This window comes from Roseivirga sp. BDSF3-8, assembly GCF_041449215.1.
Classification (GTDB): domain Bacteria; phylum Bacteroidota; class Bacteroidia; order Cytophagales; family Cyclobacteriaceae; genus JBGNFV01.
This window is the reverse complement of record NZ_JBGNFV010000001.1, coordinates 5623115-5640461: the sequence shown is the minus strand read 5'-3', so window position 1 is coordinate 5640461 and position 17347 is coordinate 5623115. Positions and strand designations below refer to the sequence as shown.

17 protein-coding genes are annotated in these 17347 nt (G+C 43.8%); all 17 read left to right on the top strand.

Features of this window, described 5'->3' with window-relative positions:
• Nucleotides 1-22 precede the first annotated feature (22 nt).
• On the top strand, nt 23-514 hold the full coding sequence (locus AB9P05_RS22950; protein ID WP_371911180.1) for a hypothetical protein: 492 nt from the start codon (nt 23-25) through the stop codon (nt 512-514).
• Nucleotides 515-598: 84 nt separating this feature from the next.
• A complete protein-coding gene (locus AB9P05_RS22945) occupies nt 599-1714 on the top strand; it encodes a glycosyltransferase family 4 protein (protein ID WP_371911179.1) in 1116 nt (371 codons plus the stop codon).
• A complete protein-coding gene (locus tag AB9P05_RS22940) occupies nt 1711-2841 on the top strand; it encodes a glycosyltransferase (RefSeq protein ID WP_371911178.1) in 1131 nt (376 codons plus the stop codon). Before AB9P05_RS22945 ends, AB9P05_RS22940 begins: the two co-directional genes overlap by 4 nt.
• Nucleotides 2838-4064 (top strand): glycosyltransferase family 4 protein, encoded by a 1227-nt coding sequence (locus AB9P05_RS22935; RefSeq protein WP_371911177.1) that lies wholly within the window; start codon nt 2838-2840, stop codon nt 4062-4064. Before AB9P05_RS22940 ends, AB9P05_RS22935 begins: the two co-directional genes overlap by 4 nt.
• A 15-nt stretch (nt 4065-4079) precedes the next feature.
• Nucleotides 4080-4922 carry a sulfotransferase gene (locus AB9P05_RS22930; RefSeq protein WP_371911176.1) on the top strand — a complete coding sequence of 281 codons (843 nt, stop codon included), beginning with the start codon at nt 4080-4082 and terminating at the stop codon, nt 4920-4922.
• The gene (locus tag AB9P05_RS22925) at nt 4919-6070 is read left to right on the top strand and encodes a glycosyltransferase family 4 protein (RefSeq protein ID WP_371911175.1); all 1152 of its coding nucleotides are present in this window, start codon (nt 4919-4921) and stop codon (nt 6068-6070) included. Before AB9P05_RS22930 ends, AB9P05_RS22925 begins: the two co-directional genes overlap by 4 nt.
• Before the next feature lie 2 nt (nt 6071-6072).
• Nucleotides 6073-7077 (top strand): glycosyltransferase family 2 protein, encoded by a 1005-nt coding sequence (locus AB9P05_RS22920; RefSeq protein WP_371911174.1) that lies wholly within the window; start codon nt 6073-6075, stop codon nt 7075-7077.
• Nucleotides 7064-8287: an O-antigen ligase family protein gene (locus AB9P05_RS22915; protein ID WP_371911173.1), complete on the top strand. Its 1224-nt coding sequence runs from the start codon at nt 7064-7066 to the stop codon at nt 8285-8287. Before AB9P05_RS22920 ends, AB9P05_RS22915 begins: the two co-directional genes overlap by 14 nt.
• A gap of 4 nt (nt 8288-8291) precedes the next feature.
• The gene (locus tag AB9P05_RS22910) at nt 8292-9491 is read left to right on the top strand and encodes a glycosyltransferase family 4 protein (protein ID WP_371911172.1); all 1200 of its coding nucleotides are present in this window, start codon (nt 8292-8294) and stop codon (nt 9489-9491) included.
• Nucleotides 9488-10012: a hypothetical protein gene (locus tag AB9P05_RS22905; protein WP_371911171.1), complete on the top strand. Its 525-nt coding sequence runs from the start codon at nt 9488-9490 to the stop codon at nt 10010-10012. Before AB9P05_RS22910 ends, AB9P05_RS22905 begins: the two co-directional genes overlap by 4 nt.
• 4 nt (nt 10013-10016) lie before the next feature.
• Nucleotides 10017-11045 (top strand): glycosyltransferase family 4 protein, encoded by a 1029-nt coding sequence (locus AB9P05_RS22900; protein ID WP_371911170.1) that lies wholly within the window; start codon nt 10017-10019, stop codon nt 11043-11045.
• Nucleotides 11046-11089: 44 nt separating this feature from the next.
• Complete coding sequence (locus AB9P05_RS22895) at nt 11090-12484, top strand: phenylacetate--CoA ligase family protein (RefSeq protein ID WP_371911169.1); 1395 nt, start codon at nt 11090-11092, stop codon at nt 12482-12484.
• A complete protein-coding gene (locus tag AB9P05_RS22890) occupies nt 12481-13692 on the top strand; it encodes a glycosyltransferase family 4 protein (RefSeq protein WP_371911168.1) in 1212 nt (403 codons plus the stop codon). Before AB9P05_RS22895 ends, AB9P05_RS22890 begins: the two co-directional genes overlap by 4 nt.
• Entirely contained in the window at nt 13692-14792 is a 1101-nt protein-coding gene (gene wecB / locus AB9P05_RS22885; RefSeq protein WP_371911167.1) for a non-hydrolyzing UDP-N-acetylglucosamine 2-epimerase, read from the top strand. Before AB9P05_RS22890 ends, wecB begins: the two co-directional genes overlap by 1 nt.
• Entirely contained in the window at nt 14779-15456 is a 678-nt protein-coding gene (locus AB9P05_RS22880; protein ID WP_371911166.1) for a GNAT family N-acetyltransferase, read from the top strand. Before wecB ends, AB9P05_RS22880 begins: the two co-directional genes overlap by 14 nt.
• Nucleotides 15453-16685, top strand: a complete 1233-nt coding sequence (locus AB9P05_RS22875) for a DegT/DnrJ/EryC1/StrS family aminotransferase (protein ID WP_371911165.1) — start codon at nt 15453-15455, stop codon at nt 16683-16685. Before AB9P05_RS22880 ends, AB9P05_RS22875 begins: the two co-directional genes overlap by 4 nt.
• Nucleotides 16682-17272, top strand: a complete 591-nt coding sequence (locus AB9P05_RS22870) for a sugar transferase (RefSeq protein WP_371911164.1) — start codon at nt 16682-16684, stop codon at nt 17270-17272. Before AB9P05_RS22875 ends, AB9P05_RS22870 begins: the two co-directional genes overlap by 4 nt.
• Nucleotides 17273-17347 lie beyond the last annotated feature (75 nt).

The window sequence follows — 17347 nt, the reverse complement described above, 5'->3', positions numbered from 1 at the left end:
CGAATACTTTTACTCACATGATTTGAGTGAAATACCAGAGGTTGAACCGCGCATTCCTGTAAAGCTTACAAAGCTCCGTCCAGGTGAGGGGCAGAGGATAAGAGAAGTATGGCCTGTACCTGTACAAAAGACGGAAAGCAGACTCAAACGAGGAGATCTGTGTTATTTAGGGGTGGTTAATGATAAGGCCGTAAGCTATCACTGGGTACAAACTTCCGGATCCCATTTTGTGCAGCCTGCAGGAAAGGACATGGTCCTGAATCAGGGGCAGTTCATGATATATCACACCCGTGTGGATGAGAAGGTCAAAGGTAAACGCATTAATCCCTTTGTCATATGCACCCTTCTGAAAGAACTCAAAGAAGCAGGCTATCATCAGGGACTGATATATACAGCATCAACGAATCAGGCAAATCAAAGGAGCCTTGAAAGGGTTGGCTTTAGAAAGATACTCCAGGTGAAGAGCCTGAGAATAGGAAAAAGGTTTTATTCAAACTGGAAAGCAAGCATATAAATGCCACATTCACTGCGTGTCGCTATATTATTTGATCAGTACGGTCATCCAAATCAACCTTTTCTGCGAAATTGGTACCTCAGATTGAAAAAGGCAGTACCTGGAGTTCATGGGTTTACTTTTGACTTTGCAGGTAGCACGGCTGAAAAGGAGGAAGTTACTATTCTTGGTAAGCAAGGCAAGAGTTCCATGCTCAAATCTCTAACCAAAAGAAAGCTTACAGGCGACAATGCACTTAAAAAATGGCTGGGTGAATCTGCCGAAACGTCCACACAAAGAAAGTACTATACCTTTGGTAATTTTGAGCCACTCATTGACTTTCAGCCCCATGTAGTACACCTGCTGAATGTACAACGGTATGATCGTTACAAAGAACTGTTAAAATTTTTAAATGTGCCCTTTGTGGTAAGCTTCAGGGGGTTCGATACCAGTGTCAGACCTTATGTAGATGAGACATACAGGCACATGATACAGGAAGTGTATCAGAAGGCTTCCAGGCTGCAGTTTGTCAGCGATTTTTTAGCTGGTGAAGCCGTGGCACTGGGAGCCCCCAGGGATAAGTGCCACACCATTTACCGCTCTATCGATTTAAACGATTTCTCAGCTAATTCTTCAGAGAGAATATCAGCCAATAATAGGCCTGTATTCCTGTCTGTTTGTCGTCTAACCTGGCAAAAAGGCCTTGAGTATGCTTTGCAGGCAATGGGAGAGCTGAAAAAACAGGGTCTGGACTTCAAATACCGTATCATAGGAAACGGAGATGAAAAAAATAAGCTTGTATACCTCTCCAGGTTATTTGATGTAGAAGACAGAGTCATATTTGCCGGGCATAAGAATCATACCGGGCTCAAGCAGGAGATGCTTAGTGCTGACATTATGCTACAGCCCTCAGTATCTGAGGCCATGCCTAATACCCTTATTGAGGCCTCCGCTTTAAAGTTACCTATAGTGGCAGCACAGGCCGGGGGTATACCCGAAATAGTGTATGACGGGGAGACTGGTTTGCTGGTGCCTCCTGCTGATGCATCCGCTCTGGCTAGTGCTATCAAAACTTTACTGGATGCCCCGGAAAAAGGCAGGTTATTGGCAGATAATGCCCGGGCCATGGTAGAAGATAAGTTTAGCCCTGAAAAGGAATGCAGTAATTATGTGGAGTTCTATGAAAAAGCACTTACAGATGGAAAGGAGAGGGGGCAATGAGAGTTTTGGAAATAGTAAACTCCGTTCCAGGAGAGACCTTTATCCGTGAGCATGCACAGGCCATTGTTTCACACACAGATATTGAGCTTATGTGGGGAGCCTGGCAAACCACTAGCACGGGTAACCTACCTTCACCTGTAGCCGGACTCAAAACAGTAGAAGCCTTACCGAATTACAATCGCATGAAGGTAGGTGGAAAGCTCAGGCAAAAAGTATCTTACTTTCTGAAAAAATTCAAAAACCCTTCCCCACAGGACATAGTAAGGGAAACGGTGGCTAAATTTCAGCCCGATCTTATTCATTTTCAGTTTGCCTCATTAGCTGCCCAGCATCATCAGTGGGCCAGTGATTTATCTATTCCTTACACATTTTCGGTAAGGGGTAGCGATGTACAGGTTGAACCGTTAAATAATCCACTCTATCTAAAAAGCCTCATTAGTGCGGCCAATCACGCAGCAGGCATTCACCTGGTATGTGGTCAGTTAGGTAAGCTTTTAGAAGGCTACGCAGGTAAAACGCTACCAATGTCAGTTGTGCGTACAAGTCTCAATCCTGCATGGGAGAAGGTAGCCAGGAAGCCAGTAGACGGAAAGATAGTTTCTGTTGGCCGCCTTCATTGGCGCAAGGACTTCCCTACACTGGTACTTGCGGCAAAAAAACTGAAGGAAGTAGGTAAACAATTTGAAATACATATTTTCGGTGATGGTCCTGCTCAGGAACAACTCGAATTCATGATCAGATCCATGGAACTGGAAGACTTCGTATTGTTAAGAGGCAAAATCACTCACGAAGCGCTGAAAAAGGAGTTTGAGTCTGCGTCTATATATGTTCAAACCAGTATAGCCGAGGGCTTCCCTAATGCAGTGGGCGAAGCCATGCTGGCAAACATTCCGGTGGTAAGTACCATTTGCGGAGGGGTGGATGAGGTTCTTACACATCGAAGAAATGCCATGCTTGCCCTACCCGGCCAGGCAAAGGAAATAGCACAGCATATTGCTTACCTGATGGATAACCCTGATTTTTGCATTGAAATTAGCCAAAGCGCCAATAAAAGCGCTTTAGAGCACTTCAACTCCCGGAAACACGCCAGAAAATTCGAGTTATTTTGGAAAAAAGCCCTTTCATGAGTCATCCGAAGATACTGGTTGTAGTTACGAAGTACCCCAGTCCGCAGCATCCTTACATTATCAGGTTGATGGCTGCGCTTAAACAAACCTATCCGGGGCTGCAGCTATTTATGTTTCGCCCTGGCGACAAGCAGGCTGGTATCGCCCAGGTGGGTAAAGAAGATATTGAAACTGTCCTTACAGATGCGCTGATGCGCGGACAACCGAAAGCCAGACCCGGTATATTACTGAATTTCATTGGCAACTGCCTGCGTAACCCCCGTCAGGCTATCGCTACCTACAAGCGGGCCAGGTCTCAGAACCTTAGTACAGCTCAGGCTATAGGCCAGGTCTTTTACCATCACGAGTTATTTGGTAAGCAATTCGATATGGTGTACTTCAATGCCGTACAGATAGCCTATCATTTCGACATACCCTTTTATTTTCCCGATACGAGAATTTTAATCTCCTGCAGAGGAGATGATTTTGATCTCAATCCAACTAAATATAACAAGCCATTACTTACAGCTGATCATGTACATGTATTAGGTAGTTATCTTAGAAGTCAGGTAATAGACAGAGGTATTGAGGACAAGAATATTACCACCATTCCACCAGCCTTTCTACCCAAGTGGCCCAGCAGGGAGAATTTCGTTTACAGTTCCAATACACTTAAGATTACTATCGCAGCCAGGCTCAACTGGACTAAAGGGCATAGGTATCTTTTAGACGCTATAGATATCCTAAAGAAAAGCCTTAATGATACGCGGGTAGAGCTTCACATAATGGGGATAGGTGAAGCTGAGGAGGAGCTTAGGTACAGAGTATTTGAGCTTGGATTAGATAAGGAGGTTACTTTTCACGGATGGGTAGCCGAGAAGGAGGTAATAGAGATGGTTCGAGACAGTTTTGTGTATTGCTTGCCCTCCCTGGTGGAAGGGTACAACAATTCTGTTGTAACGGCCCAGTCACTTGGCGTCCCTTGCATAGTAGCGAGGTCCGGTGGGTTATCCGAAAATGTTATTCACGAAAAGACCGGATTTGTAGTGTCTCCTGCCAGTGGCGAAGAGATTGCACAGTCCATACTTTCATTATGGGAAGACAAAGACCTGTACCAGAACATGTGTACGAATGCGATAGAAAGAGTAAAAGAGCTGGACTTTTCTATTCACATTCGCAGGTATAACCAGATGTTTGATGAGGTTTTGTCTACAGATTTCAATAAAGGCAAAGAGCAAGATTAAGCGGGCGATAGAATTATGAGTACAATGCAATTGCCGGATTTTTTAGTAATAGGAGCAGAAAAAAGCGGGACCACCTGGTTAAAGCACAACCTCAACGAACACCCGGAGGTATTTGTCCCTTCAAAAAAGGAACTTAACTTTTTTGATAAGGATGAACACTATGACCAGGGACTGTCCTACTATGCATCTTTTTTTGAGCAAGCGGATGGTAATGTGAAAAAGGGAGAGCTTACCCCCGGCTACCTGCATACTCCGGAAAAGTCAGCAGCCAGAATTTACGAACTATTTCCACAGATAAAATTAATAGCCATACTCCGTGATCCTGTCGAGCGCGCCTGGTCTAATTTTCTAATGCACAAGGCAGATGGGCGTACGGACGCTTCATTTGCTGATATTATCAGTCAGAATCACTCTATTGTCACTAAGGGCTACTATTATCAGCAGTTACTTCCCTACCTGAACCGGTTTCCTTCTGAAAATATAATGATTCTCAATTACGACAGGCTCAAAAGTGAGCCTGCAGCTTTGCTAAAACAGATATTCTCATTCATTGGCGTTGATGATAACTTTGTGCCTACGCAAAGTAAAAAGGTTATTTTTTCAGCACGAAAAGCGAAATACCCTGTGCTGAATAAAACCTTATCCATTGTAGGGCACGTGTCCCGAAGCCTTGGGTTTGCAGGTAAATTTAGGGGAGCTAAAAGAAAGCTCAGGCAATGGGTTAAGAAAAATAATACAGTGACCGCGCCAAAGGAAGCCATGTCTGAATCAGACCGCCGGGCATTGAATAATTTGTACAGGGAAGACTTGGATCAGCTCAGCGGCCTGGTGGGTAAAGATTTTTCAAACTGGATATGAAGCATATACTTTTTGTTTGTAATGAATTGCCACCCGCCCCTCACGGAGGTATTGGCATATTCGTCCGTATCCTAGCAGAAGGCCTCGTGTCCAAAGGGCTTAAAGTGAGCGTTGTAGGATATGATGAAACAGTTGCTGAGAATACTGTGGCTGTTGAAGATGGTATTTCCGTACACCGCCTGTACGACCCTTATACGCGTAGTAAGAAAATATTGCTCTTTGGCCGCTATTACATCGATGCCGGTTTCTATTTTAAAAGAAAATATCTTTCCCGATACTTAAAAAGTGTGGTTAAGTCAGCCGACGTAGATATCGTGGAGAGTTACGACTGGAGTGGCCCCTTATGGTCCCATCCCGGGGTGCCCCTGATTGTAAGGATGCACGGTGCCTATGTAGCCAGTCAGCTTCAGGAAGGAAAACGAGCCAGTAAAGTAGTGGCTTATTGTGAAAAGAGAAATGTGAAAATGGCAGATAAGCTTATAGCCGTTTCCAATCACATAGGCAATACCACTAATAAGGCATTGAAGCTTGACAACCCATTTTCTGTAATTCATAATTTTGTGGATACCACAGTCTTCCGGCCGGTGGAGGAAGTAAGCCGGGACGTGAATAAAGTAGTCTATGTAGGAAGAATTCATGAACGAAAAGGTTTGTTTGAGCTATTTGAAGCAATGACTTCGATCATGAAAAGTAATGGACGCATTCACTTGGACCTCTATGGCAGAGGAGAACAACAAACGATCGAAGCCCTGAAGGAGAGTGTGCCTCCGGAAGCAAGACTAAGAATCCATTTTAAGGGCTACGTCAATCATGGGGAGCTTGCCAGAGTATATTCGGGAGCAGGTATAGTGGTATGTCCCAGTAGAGCCGAGGCCTTTGGACTGTCCGCTGTTGAGGCCATGGCCTGTGGTACTCCCGTATTAATGACAAGAGAAACAAGTGGACCAGAGATAATTAAAGAGGGATTAAACGGAGAGCTATCCTACCTCAAAGGAGATGATCTGAAAGCCACGCTTTCAGCTATGGTCAACAAAGCAGAAAATAATGGTTATGACCCGGCGAAGATCAGAGAGCATGTAAAGGAAACATACTCTATGGATGTCGTTCTTGAGCAGAACCTCTCATTTTACCAGGACCTAAAACAGTAGGCATGGCAGACTTTGATGTCATTATCTGCACATATAATCGTCCCAAAAGAGCACAATCCCTTATTAGTCAGGTGCTGGAGTGTACACCTGCTCCTGAGAAGATTGTAGTGGTAGACTCTACCGAAGAGCAGGATCCCTCGGAATATGCCCGCCTGGGACCTGGCGTTACTTACTTAAAAAGCTCCCATAAAAACCAGCCCTATCAGCGCTTTCTTGGGTTTCAGAATACAGTATCTGATGTATTGGTTTTTCTCGACGATGATGTAAAGATTCTGGATCAGAAGATATTTCAGTACATGCTTAGTGCATTTAGTCAGGAAGATGTAAAGGGTGCTTGTATCAGAGTCAGGTATGAAAATGTAATGCACGATCTTTTAGAAAAAAAAGAAGTAAAACAAGGACGTCTCCTGGACTTCATCAATAAAATATCAGGAGTACCCTCGCCAGCAGTGGGGAAACTTGGTCTTGTTGGCGTTCCCGGCCCACTGCCTGATTCTGATGGAGAAGTTGAGTTTTTTCAGGGAACTAATATGGCCTTCAAAAGAGAGGCTGTCGAAAAAGCCTTTGATAGCAGAGTTTTCTCTCAATATGAATACAGGATTGGGAAGGGGGAAGATAAAATTTTGAGCTTTAAAGTTGCTTCTCTAGGGAAATTAATGTTTCTGGATCGGGAAGTGTTACACCACCCTCCGGTTGAGACTTCTTATTTTGACCATAGTTATGCGTATTATAAACGCTTGGCTTATAGCCGTTATTTTCTTACCAGGATTTGGTGCGAAGAGAGAAGTTTCCCTCTTTGGCTAGGTGTTCTCCACTACTATTACTTTATGGCGTGGAGGCTGCTGATAGCCATAGGTACTTATGTCAAAGGCAGGTCAAGTGGTCAGAAAGAAGCAGTTAAGGGTATGTGGAAAGGAGTAAAAATGGCCTTTAGTGGCCATAAAGCTTACCGTTCGTGCAGTTTGGATTGGAAGGAAGAGGTAAGAAAGGATTGTGAAAGTAGATAAACAACAGATCGAATTTCATGAGAAAATCTTGTTCTGGTATACCTTTTTTATGGCATACCCGGGCATGCTCATTTTAGGGCAGAATACAAGTATTTTCTTTTTCCCAGTCCTGATATATTCCTTCTACAAACGTTTCGGGTACATCTTTAGATTGGACAGGCTTGTAATTCTTTTCATTCCCTATTTCACAATAGGTTCAATACTTAGTGTAGTAAACCTTTATATCACCGATGCAGATCCGGTATCCCTGGCGAGAGCCAATGCTGTCTTGCCCAACTATATTTATTGGAGTATCCTGATTCTTTTTCTCGTGGGCCAGCGGGATAATATTCGGATGGAAGTTGTTGGCAAGGCTATCTTTTGGGGGGTGACAGCTTCAGCTTTTCACTATTTTATTTTACAAAACACACCCTTACTAAGTATTCCGGTTTTAAGACGTCTAACTCAAAATGCCTTTGCCTTTCTTATAATTATCTATAGTCCTATTGCTGTTTATTATCTGGCCAAGCGGAACCCCCGGCTTGGATTGTTATTTGTTTTCATCCTGTCTGTTTTAGGGTTTTTATCCGGTAGTCGCTCAGCCTCAATATTAGTACTTGCTGAGTCTTTCGCTGCTTATTTTCTGATAAATCGTAAAACCCTCAGATACGTATTCCTAATCGTGCTTATAGTTGGACCAATGTTGGCTATACTCAACGAAGTCGGGGCGGTGGAAAGTGCTATAGAGACCCTCAATCCTCGGGCTCATAATTTGCTCTATAACACTGAAAATGTTATTGAACAGGATAGGTCCTATCTTACCAGAAGAGCTATGGTGGAGAAGGGGCTCAAGATATATGAAGAGCACCCCTTGTTTGGAATCGGTCTCAATAATTTCACAAATTATGAAGCAGAGCTGGAAGGAAATTTTGAAGGAGCTAAGTATGTAATTAATAAGAAAAAGATTAATGAGACCAGTTCTCACAACTCCTATATCAACCTGTTAGCTGAAGCAGGCTTGCTGGCTTTTATTCCCTTCATACTTGTTATTCTCACTACCATAGTCCAGCTGATATTCCGTGCATCAAAGTTATCAGGGGAAGACCTTTCAGTGACATTAGGCTTTTTAGGATTACTCCTCCACTTTTATTTTATCAATGCCATTGTTAACGTATTTGCCTGGTTCGCGATAGGCTTGTGTATTGCATTGGTTAATAGAAAAAACGCTTAATATTGTGCGCATAGCTTTTCATTATCATTCTGTAGCCATTGAGGTTAATGGCCGGATAAAAACCCCGTCTTATATTGGGTTATTTATTGATAGCCTGGCCAGTGAGGTAGAAGAAGTTATTTGCTTCATGCACTCTCCAAGACCTTTCGAAATGGCTGAGGCAGATTATACCCTGACCTCTCCTAATGTAAGGCTAATCAACCTGGGAGTTCATTCTGCATTACCATTGCGTATAATAAATGTTCCTAGGTATAAAAAAATTGTCAAAAGTTACGAGAGCTATTTTGATGTGATGCTCATACGGACACCTTCACCATTGACTTTTGCGCTTTCAGGTGCTCACTCAAGGCCAGTGGCTTACTATGTAGTGGGAGACTATGTAGAGGGGGCCAAAACGCTGACGCTACCCACTTGGAAGTCAACTATAATCAAGGGGTATGCACATTATTTCAATTCCCGGCTTCTCAGAGCCATCAAGAATCGAACAATGGTCGCTAATAGCCAGCTGCTCTATGATCAGCTAAAAGATCGGGCAAAACAGGCTTACCTGATTAAGTCTACCACTTTAAGCAGAGACGATATTTTTGTAAGAGAAGACAGCTTTGAGGCTCAGGAAAGTGAAGGACCGGTAAAAATCCTCTTTACCGGGAGAATAACCCCCTCCAAAGGACTGGAAGATATCATTCAAGCTTGTGGCACGCTAATACGCAGGGATGGTTTCAATTTTGAGTTTCACATTGCGGGTATATTAGATAAAAACGGGCAGCAGTTCATTGATCTGTTAGTCGAAAAATCATCAGAATTTAAAGAAGGGGGCTTTGTCATCTTCCACGGTAAACTTAGTGTGGGAGAGGAGCTTAATAGCCTGTATCGTAAATGCCACCTGTTTACACTTGCCAGCAGAGGAAACTTTGAAGGCTTTCCGAGGGTAATTTGGGAGGCAATGGCCAATAGCCTGCCGGTTTTGGCTACAGAGGTGGGATCGATTCCATATTTCCTCCAAAATGAGAAACATGCCCTACTTGTACCACCTAACCAGCCTTCATTATTTGCAGAGGCTATAAAAGAGTTAGTTAATAATGGAGAGAAAAGAAGGAAGCTGATAGAGAATGGAAGAGAACTAGCCCAATACAACACCCTGGAAAACAGAGCTAAAGAAATGGTAGACGTGCTTAAGGCCGTACTTAACCAAGAAACCACATGAGTAATCTTAAAAAGCTTCTAAGGTATGATTGGCCACTGCATTTTGTGCTGCTATTCACTAACTGGTTGCCGGATAACATCCAGATACTCAGGTTGAGAGGGTACTTAGCTAGTCCTTTTTTTAGAAAATGCGGTAAGAATCTTCGCCTGGGAAGAAACATCACCTTTTACAATCCCTCGAGAATCAGCATAGGAAATGACGTATATATTGCTTTAGGCAATTGGTTTATGGCGGCAGAAGCCATTGATATTGATGATCAGGTAATTATTGGGCCTTATAATGTATTTGTTACCGGCGATCATACGTTACAGGATGGGTCTTTCAGGTATGGTGCACATGTCGTTGCCCCTATAAAAATTGGCAGAGGCTCATGGGTAGCGTCTTCATGTACAATCACCAAAGGGTCTACCATAGGATCAGGAAGTGTAGTGGGAGCGAACTCAATGGTGAATAAAGATATTCCCTCAGATACTATGGCCGGAGGCTGCCCAGCTAAACCCATCAAATCCTTAAAAAAATAGCAGCTTGAGCAAGCGTATCCTTTTTGTAGGTAACTTTTTTGATAAAAAAGCTGGTACTACCTCTCCTTCACGGAAAGTGGCAGAAGTATTGAATAAACAGGGGCTTAAATCGTCCTTTGTTTCTTCCTTTACGAATAGATTATATCGGGTTCCTGATATTCTCATGAGGGTAATAAGCTATCCTTATAGTATCCTTCACATAGATGTATACAGTGGAAATGCCTTTAGAATTGCTGAAACAACTGCCAGGCTAGCCTTAAAGAGAAAAAAGCCTTATGTCCTCGCACTTCATGGTGGCTCATTGCCTGAGTTTTTCCAGAACAACGCTGATAGAATTAATGAGCTTTTCTCTCAGGCAAGTTTCATTTATACCCCAAGTAATTATCTGCATCGTTTTTTCAATAAGCAGAATCCTGATTGTGCCATTACCTATATGCCAAATATGGTGGACCTGGCAGCATTCTCACCCAAACCTGTCTATGGCCCTGTAAAAAAACTGCTGTGGGTCAGAGCTTTTACCCCTATCTATAATCCGGATATTGCCCCTAAGGTACTTCATGAATTAGGTAAAGACTACCCCGACCTGACTCTAACAATGGTAGGGCCGGATAAAGGGCTATTACCTCAGATTAAAAGCCTGGCCGATGATCTCGGAGTTGCGGATAGAATTTCGTTTACAGGTCCTGTTCCTAACGCCAGCCTGCCGGAGGTGTATCGCAACCATGATGTTCTGCTTAATACCACTTCCTATGAAAGCTTTGGCATGTCAGTGGCTGAGGCGGCTGCTTCCGGCTTACCCGTGATCAGTAGTAGGGTAGGAGAATTGCCTCTCATTTGGAATGAAGGCAGCGATATTTTGTTTACTTCTGAAGTAAAGGCTGAGGCCTTCGCCGTCCACCTTAGGAAGCTTTTGGAAGACAGCCAACTGGCTGAAGAATTAGGGCGTAGTGCCAGTATAAATGTGAAAAATTTTGATGAGGAAAAACTTGCTCAGCGGTGGGCTCACATTGCGCAAAGTTTTAAAGATTTTTAGTCCCTCTCATATTTGAGCGCTATGTTTGCATAAAATTTCCGGAGATGAAGAATGTCCTTTTGCCCATATTTCAGAGACTACCCGGCTTTGTGAAAAATGCTGCCACCACCTGGGTGGGTGAAAGGCGAAATAAGTGGCGTTATACGGAAAACTCCGATAGGTTAATACAGGAAGTTGCCGAGCGGGATGTTTATTCAAAAAACGAATGGGCAACCTACCAGCAGGAACGGCTCGATTTTATACTTCATAGAGCCCGGCACAAAGTCCCTTATTATAAAGCTTACTGGGACAAGAGATCAAAAAAAGGTGATACGGAAAGCTGGAAAAGGCTTGAAAATTGGCCTGTGCTTACCAAAGAAGAAGTCAGAAATTACAATTCTGCCTTTATCGCGGAGGATTGCGATCCAAAAAAAATGTATACGGAGCGTACTAGTGGCAGTACAGGTAAGCCGGTTACCGTATTCTGGTCCAGGGAAACCACAGAAACCTACTATGCTATTTTTGAGCGCCGGATGAGAAACTGGCATGGCATTACTAGGCATGATAAGTACGCAATGCTGGGGGGACAGTTGATAAATAGCGCCAATCAGACCAGCCCCCCCTTCTGGGTGAAAAACAAAGCCATGAATCAACTTTACATGTCTTGTTTTCATATAGCCCCGCAGTTTGTACCACATTATGCCCGGGCGTTAAGAAAATACCAGCCAGAATACATGTATGGCTACGCTTCATCCATGTATCTGCTTTCAATGCTAGTCCTTGAGCAGGGGCTGGAAGTTCCCAGGCTTAAAGCGGCTATCAGTAATGCAGAGTTCTTCTTTGACTATCAGCAGGAAGCTATTAGAAAAGCCTTTAATTGTCAGACCATAAATACGTACGGCATGAGTGAACTTACCGCTGCTGGGTGTACATATGGAGGGCAGGATATTTACCTTTGGCCAGACGTAGGTATTATGGAGGTAATGGAGTACGGAGTAAACCATCCTGTTGCTGAAGAGACTAAAGAAGGAAGGTTTATTTGCACTACGCTTATCAATCCCGATATGCCTTTTATCCGGTATGAGGTTGGAGACGGTGGTGTCGTACAATCCTGCACGGCTGATGATAAACTCCACTATAAAAAGATCACCCGGATAGGAGGTCGAATTGATGATTTTATTATAACCTCTGATGATCGATACATAAGCAGGCTCGATGCCTTATTTAAAACACACGAACTTAATATAGTAGAGGCGCAGGTTATTCAGGAAGAACGCGATGTTTTCCGTATTCTTGTAGTTCCTGGAAAAGGGTATAGCAAGGAAGATAGGGCTATAATCGAAAGTAACTTCAGAAAAAGAGTGGGCGAAGGAAAGCTTACCTTCCAGTCTGTAGAAGCCATTCCTCGGACAGCGGCAGGGAAGTATAAAGCCATCGTATCAAAAATAAAGAAAGATTGAAAGTAGTCATACTTACACAATATTTTCCGCCTGAGATAGGCGCACCACAAAACCGCCTGGTTGAAATGGCTAAAGGGTTGGTAGAACGCGGTTGCGATGTCCGGGTGCTCACCGCTATGCCAAATTATCCCACAGGTAGAATTTTTGATGGCTATAAAGGACGTTTTAGTACAACAGAGCCTTTGGGCACAGATTCCCTTTCAAGAGATATTCAGGTATATCGCTACTGGCTCTATCCGTCAAATAGTCCCAATAAAATACCTCGAATTTTGTCTATGCTATCTTTTTCAGCCACCTCCTTTTTCGGATTAGGTAAGCTGAAAAAGTGGAAGCCAGACTACGTAATATCTGAAAGTCCGCCATTGACTCTGGCCCTTACCGGATTGTATCTAGCTAAGTGGAGCGGTGCGAGCCACATCATGAATGTTTCCGACCTCTGGCCTTTGTCAGCAAAAGAGCTGGGAGCAATCTCCGATGGGTTTGTCTACCGCCAATTCGAAAGACTTGAACACTTTCTCTACAGAAAGTCCTTTGCAGTAACAGGCCAGTCACAGCAGATCCTGCAACACATTGCCGAAAGGCAGGCTACCCGTACACACCTTTTTAGGAATGGGGTAGATTATACCAGGTTTTCCACCTTAGAAAACAAACCGGTATCCGAACCGAGAAAAATAGTTTACGCAGGCCTGATTGGGGTGGCTCAGGGGTTGAAAAGGTACGTCAAAGAATTAAAATTTGCCGACCGTAACCTGGAGTTGCATATTTATGGAGATGGAGCAGAGAAAGATGAGGTGGAAAACTACATTAAGGCAAATCCTGATTGTGGCATAATTATGCATGGCCGTGTTAGCAGAGACAGGATTCCAGCCCTTTTATCGGCTCACGATGGTATATTTGCTCCCCTCACCCGGCCTATCTTTGGGGCAGTTCCCTCCAAGATTTATGAAGGGATGGCAGCCGGAGTACCTATCCTCTTTGCCGGTGGGGGAGAAGGTCAGGAACTTATCGATCGATTTGAAGCAGGGTTTAGTGCTGAGCCCGGCAATATTGAAGATATGCAGAGCATGCTGGATAACTTTGCCAGCAACGATGAAGAACAACTCAGGAGAAAAGGCGAAAATGGCAGAAAAGCCGCCCGGGAAGTTTTTGACAGAAGGATACAATTAGATTCCTTCGCAAATTTTTTAAATAAAAATATTAACTCATAATGGTTTCAATAACCTTTATAGCAGGTGCCAGGCCTAATTTTATGAAAATTGCGCCTTTAATTCATGCAGTTAAAAAGCAACAGAAAGAAGGTGAGGCTATTTCATACAGGCTTATTCATACAGGTCAGCATTATGATGAAAAACTGAGCGAGACCTTTTTCAGACAACTCAATATTCCCCATCCTGATGCAAACCTCGAGGTAGGTAGTGGATCCCATGCCGTGCAAACGGCCAACATAATGATTCGGTTTGAAGAAGAACTACTTAAGAATCCGGCTGATGTAGTGGTAGTAGTGGGTGATGTCAATTCCACTCTAGCCTGTAGTATAGTGGCTAAAAAGTTGCATAAGCAGGTAGTTCATGTAGAAGCAGGCATACGGTCATTTGACCTGAGCATGCCTGAAGAAATCAACCGGATGGTTACAGATTCAATTGCGGATCATTTCTTTACCACTTCCGAGTTTGCCAATAAAAACCTTAAGAAAGCTGGAATAGAGGCTGATCGTATTCATTATGTTGGTAACACCATGATTGACACGTTACTGGCAAACCAGGACCGGCTTAGAAAACCCGAGGTAGCAGATGAGCTGCACCTTGAAGAAAATAATTATTTTGTGCTTACTCTTCACAGGCCAGCCAATGTTGATGAAGGTGAAAAGCTAGCCGAAACACTTCGCGCCATCATGCAAAATGCAGGAGGTAAGCCGGTAGTTTTTCCAGTCCACCCCCGCACAGCATCCATTCTGGGGCAAACCGGCCTCAAATATGATAACCTGCATTTCATTGACCCCCTGGGATACCTGGAATTCATCTATCTGATCAAAGGGAGCTTTGGCGTCATCACTGATTCCGGAGGTATACAGGAAGAAACCACCGTTCTGCAAGTTCCTTGTCTTACCTTGCGAGATAATACTGAGCGACCCGAAACCGTAGATATTGGTACAAACGTGCTTGTAGGCACCGCCATTCCTGATATTGAAAGAGAAGTAAAAAACCTGGTTTCAGGAAACCGAAAAACAGGCCGTGTGCCTGAACTTTGGGATGGCGAAGCATCAGACAGAATCATCAGGAAGCTCATCGAATTGTATGGTGAGGAATGAAAATACGAGTCGAACGTCCAGCGTAAAGTTTGCGGGTAAAGAAAATCTGGAGAGTATCGCCAAATGTCAGCGGCGGGCTTTTCCTGCCTCTCTATCCAGTGCTATGGGAGTCACCTACCTGCAAAAAATGCTTGAGTGGTATATTGTACAACCCACAGCGTTCTTATTCTACCTGGAGACAGAAGAAGGCCTTTGTGCAGCATATTGTGGAGGATTCGTTGTAGATGGGTCTTTAGAAACCGGCTCTGCGAGTGGCATGCTTCAGCATAGTTTTAATCAGGCAGTAAGGGCCTTTGTAGTAAGACCCTGGCTAGTCTTACATAAGGAAATGCGGGCTAAAGCCTCCTTCACCCTCCGTAATGTCCGGCGTAGGTTAGGCTTAGTTGACCAACGTGGTGAAAAAATGATCAGTGCGGATATACCTCAGCCAGCGGAACCCTACACAGGCTTAGTTGTAATAGGTACGGACCCCGCCTACCGTGGAAAAGGGTACGGTACTCTATTGCTGAAAGAGTTTGAAGAAATATCAAAACAAAAGGGCGTTAAGCTCATGAGGCTTACTGTAAATGCATTCAACCATCAGGCTATCAAAAGTTATAAGCGCAATGGCTGGGTGACTGTTATTGAAAAGAACAAAGCCCTGGTAATGGAAAAAAAGATATGAGCGAGCAACAGGAAAAAATTAGCTTTTCACCTCCATTCATAGACCAGTCAGTCATAGATGAGGTAACAGATACACTGAATTCTGGCTGGATTACTACTGGCCCAAAAGTAAATGCCCTTCAGAACCTGTTAAAAAACCATACAGGAGCGAGTGAAGCACTCTGCCTTAACTCGGCCACTTCAGCCCTCATGCTTGCCCTGCATTGGTACGGAGTTGGTAAGGGGGACGAAGTCATTATTCCTGCATACACCTATTGCGCCACGGCCCTTGTGGTGATGCATCTTGGTGCTAAGCCTGTTATGGTTGATATTAAAGAAGACTTTACGATCGATCCGGAAAAGGTTAGAAAAGCTATTACGGCCAGAACTAAAGTTATTATTCCTGTGGACATTGCAGGGTGGACTTGCGATTATCATGCACTTTACGAAGTTATCAAATCACCCGAAGTGAAGGCTCTGTTTGACCCAGCCGGTGAACCACAGCTTTCCTTAGGCCGTATCTTACTCCTTTCGGATGCAGCGCATAGCATTGGCGCAAAATATCAAGGCCGTGATAGTGGCTCCCTGGCCGACATTACTGCGTTTTCTTTTCACGCCGTTAAAAATGTAACCACCTCAGAAGGTGGAGCACTATGTCTTTCGCTTCCTCAGCCTTTTGATAATACATCTGTTTATAACACCCTTAGGCTTTGGTCATTAAATGGTCAGACTAAGGATGCTTTCACCAAGACAAAAGCCGGCGGGTGGCGGTATGATATTGTCTACCCCGGCTTTAAGTGCAACATGCCCGATCTGGCAGCCGCCATGGGACTTGCCCAATACCGGAAGTACCATGAAGAGCTTCTGCCAGCCAGAATAACCATATTCGAAAAATACAATAAGGCTTTTGAACAGTATGAGTGGGCCCTGACCCCCCCTTTTCAAACTTCCGGTTCCACTCGCGGTTCAGCCCACCTTTACCCATTAAGAGTCAAAGGTATGAGCGAAGCTGGCAGGGATGCCATGATTGAGGAAATAAGCAGTAAGGGAATTGCTGTCAACGTGCATTTTGTACCCTTGCCTATGCTAAGCGTTTTCAGGGAGGCTGGTTTTACGGTAGAAGATGTACCCGTAGCCTATGATATGTATCAGAATGAAATTAGTCTGCCAATTTACCCTCAGTTGACAGATGCCCAGGTGAAGCGGGTAGTAGAAGCCGTGGCAGAAGCCAGGGAAGCGGTGATTGGATGAAAAGGATACTTGACCTTATAGCTTCCGGCGTGGGGCTAATAATCCTTTTTCCGGTGGTATTACTCATTGCTATTTTGATAAAGATGGACTCGAAAGGACCGGTTTTTTTCAGACAGGTGAGGGTCGGAAAAAACAACAAGGACTTCAGAATGTTTAAATTCCGTACCATGCACACCGGATCGGATAAAGGTAGGCAGATTACAGTAGGAGACAGGGATCCGCGCGTAACCAGAGTAGGATACTACATCAGAAAACTGAAACTCGATGAACTGGCCCAGCTTATTAACGTCTTTATTGGGGACATGAGTTTGGTAGGGCCCAGACCGGAAGTAAGAAAGTTTGTGAATTACTACTCTGAAGAACAAATGAAGGTTCTTACAGTAAGACCAGGTATCACTGATCAGGCATCTATACAGTTTGTAGGAGAAAGTGAGTTGCTTGCTCAGGCAAATGACCCCGAAACCTATTACATAGAAGAAATAATGCCCAAAAAGCTGAATTTGAACCTTGAATATATCAGAGATCAGTCCTTTTTTGGAGACATAAAACTAATTTTCAGGACTTTTTTCGCTATCTTAAAAAAATAGGTTCGTGGGTAAATTGTAGCGACGTACATTCAAAATGTATGTACCAGATTTAATATTTTTTTAATACAATACTCC

Coding starts and splice junctions, on each gene's coding strand:
- AB9P05_RS22940 (WP_371911178.1), top strand. CDS start 1,711: ATGAGAGTTTTGGAAATAGTAAACTCCGTTCCAGGAGAGACCTTTATC.
- AB9P05_RS22935 (WP_371911177.1), top strand. CDS start 2,838: ATGAGTCATCCGAAGATACTGGTTGTAGTTACGAAGTACCCCAGTCCG.
- AB9P05_RS22930 (WP_371911176.1), top strand. CDS start 4,080: ATGAGTACAATGCAATTGCCGGATTTTTTAGTAATAGGAGCAGAAAAA.
- AB9P05_RS22925 (WP_371911175.1), top strand. CDS start 4,919: ATGAAGCATATACTTTTTGTTTGTAATGAATTGCCACCCGCCCCTCAC.
- AB9P05_RS22920 (WP_371911174.1), top strand. CDS start 6,073: ATGGCAGACTTTGATGTCATTATCTGCACATATAATCGTCCCAAAAGA.
- AB9P05_RS22905 (WP_371911171.1), top strand. CDS start 9,488: ATGAGTAATCTTAAAAAGCTTCTAAGGTATGATTGGCCACTGCATTTT.
- AB9P05_RS22895 (WP_371911169.1), top strand. CDS start 11,090: ATGAAGAATGTCCTTTTGCCCATATTTCAGAGACTACCCGGCTTTGTG.
- wecB (WP_371911167.1), top strand. CDS start 13,692: ATGGTTTCAATAACCTTTATAGCAGGTGCCAGGCCTAATTTTATGAAA.
- AB9P05_RS22880 (WP_371911166.1), top strand. CDS start 14,779: ATGGTGAGGAATGAAAATACGAGTCGAACGTCCAGCGTAAAGTTTGCG.
- AB9P05_RS22875 (WP_371911165.1), top strand. CDS start 15,453: ATGAGCGAGCAACAGGAAAAAATTAGCTTTTCACCTCCATTCATAGAC.
- AB9P05_RS22870 (WP_371911164.1), top strand. CDS start 16,682: ATGAAAAGGATACTTGACCTTATAGCTTCCGGCGTGGGGCTAATAATC.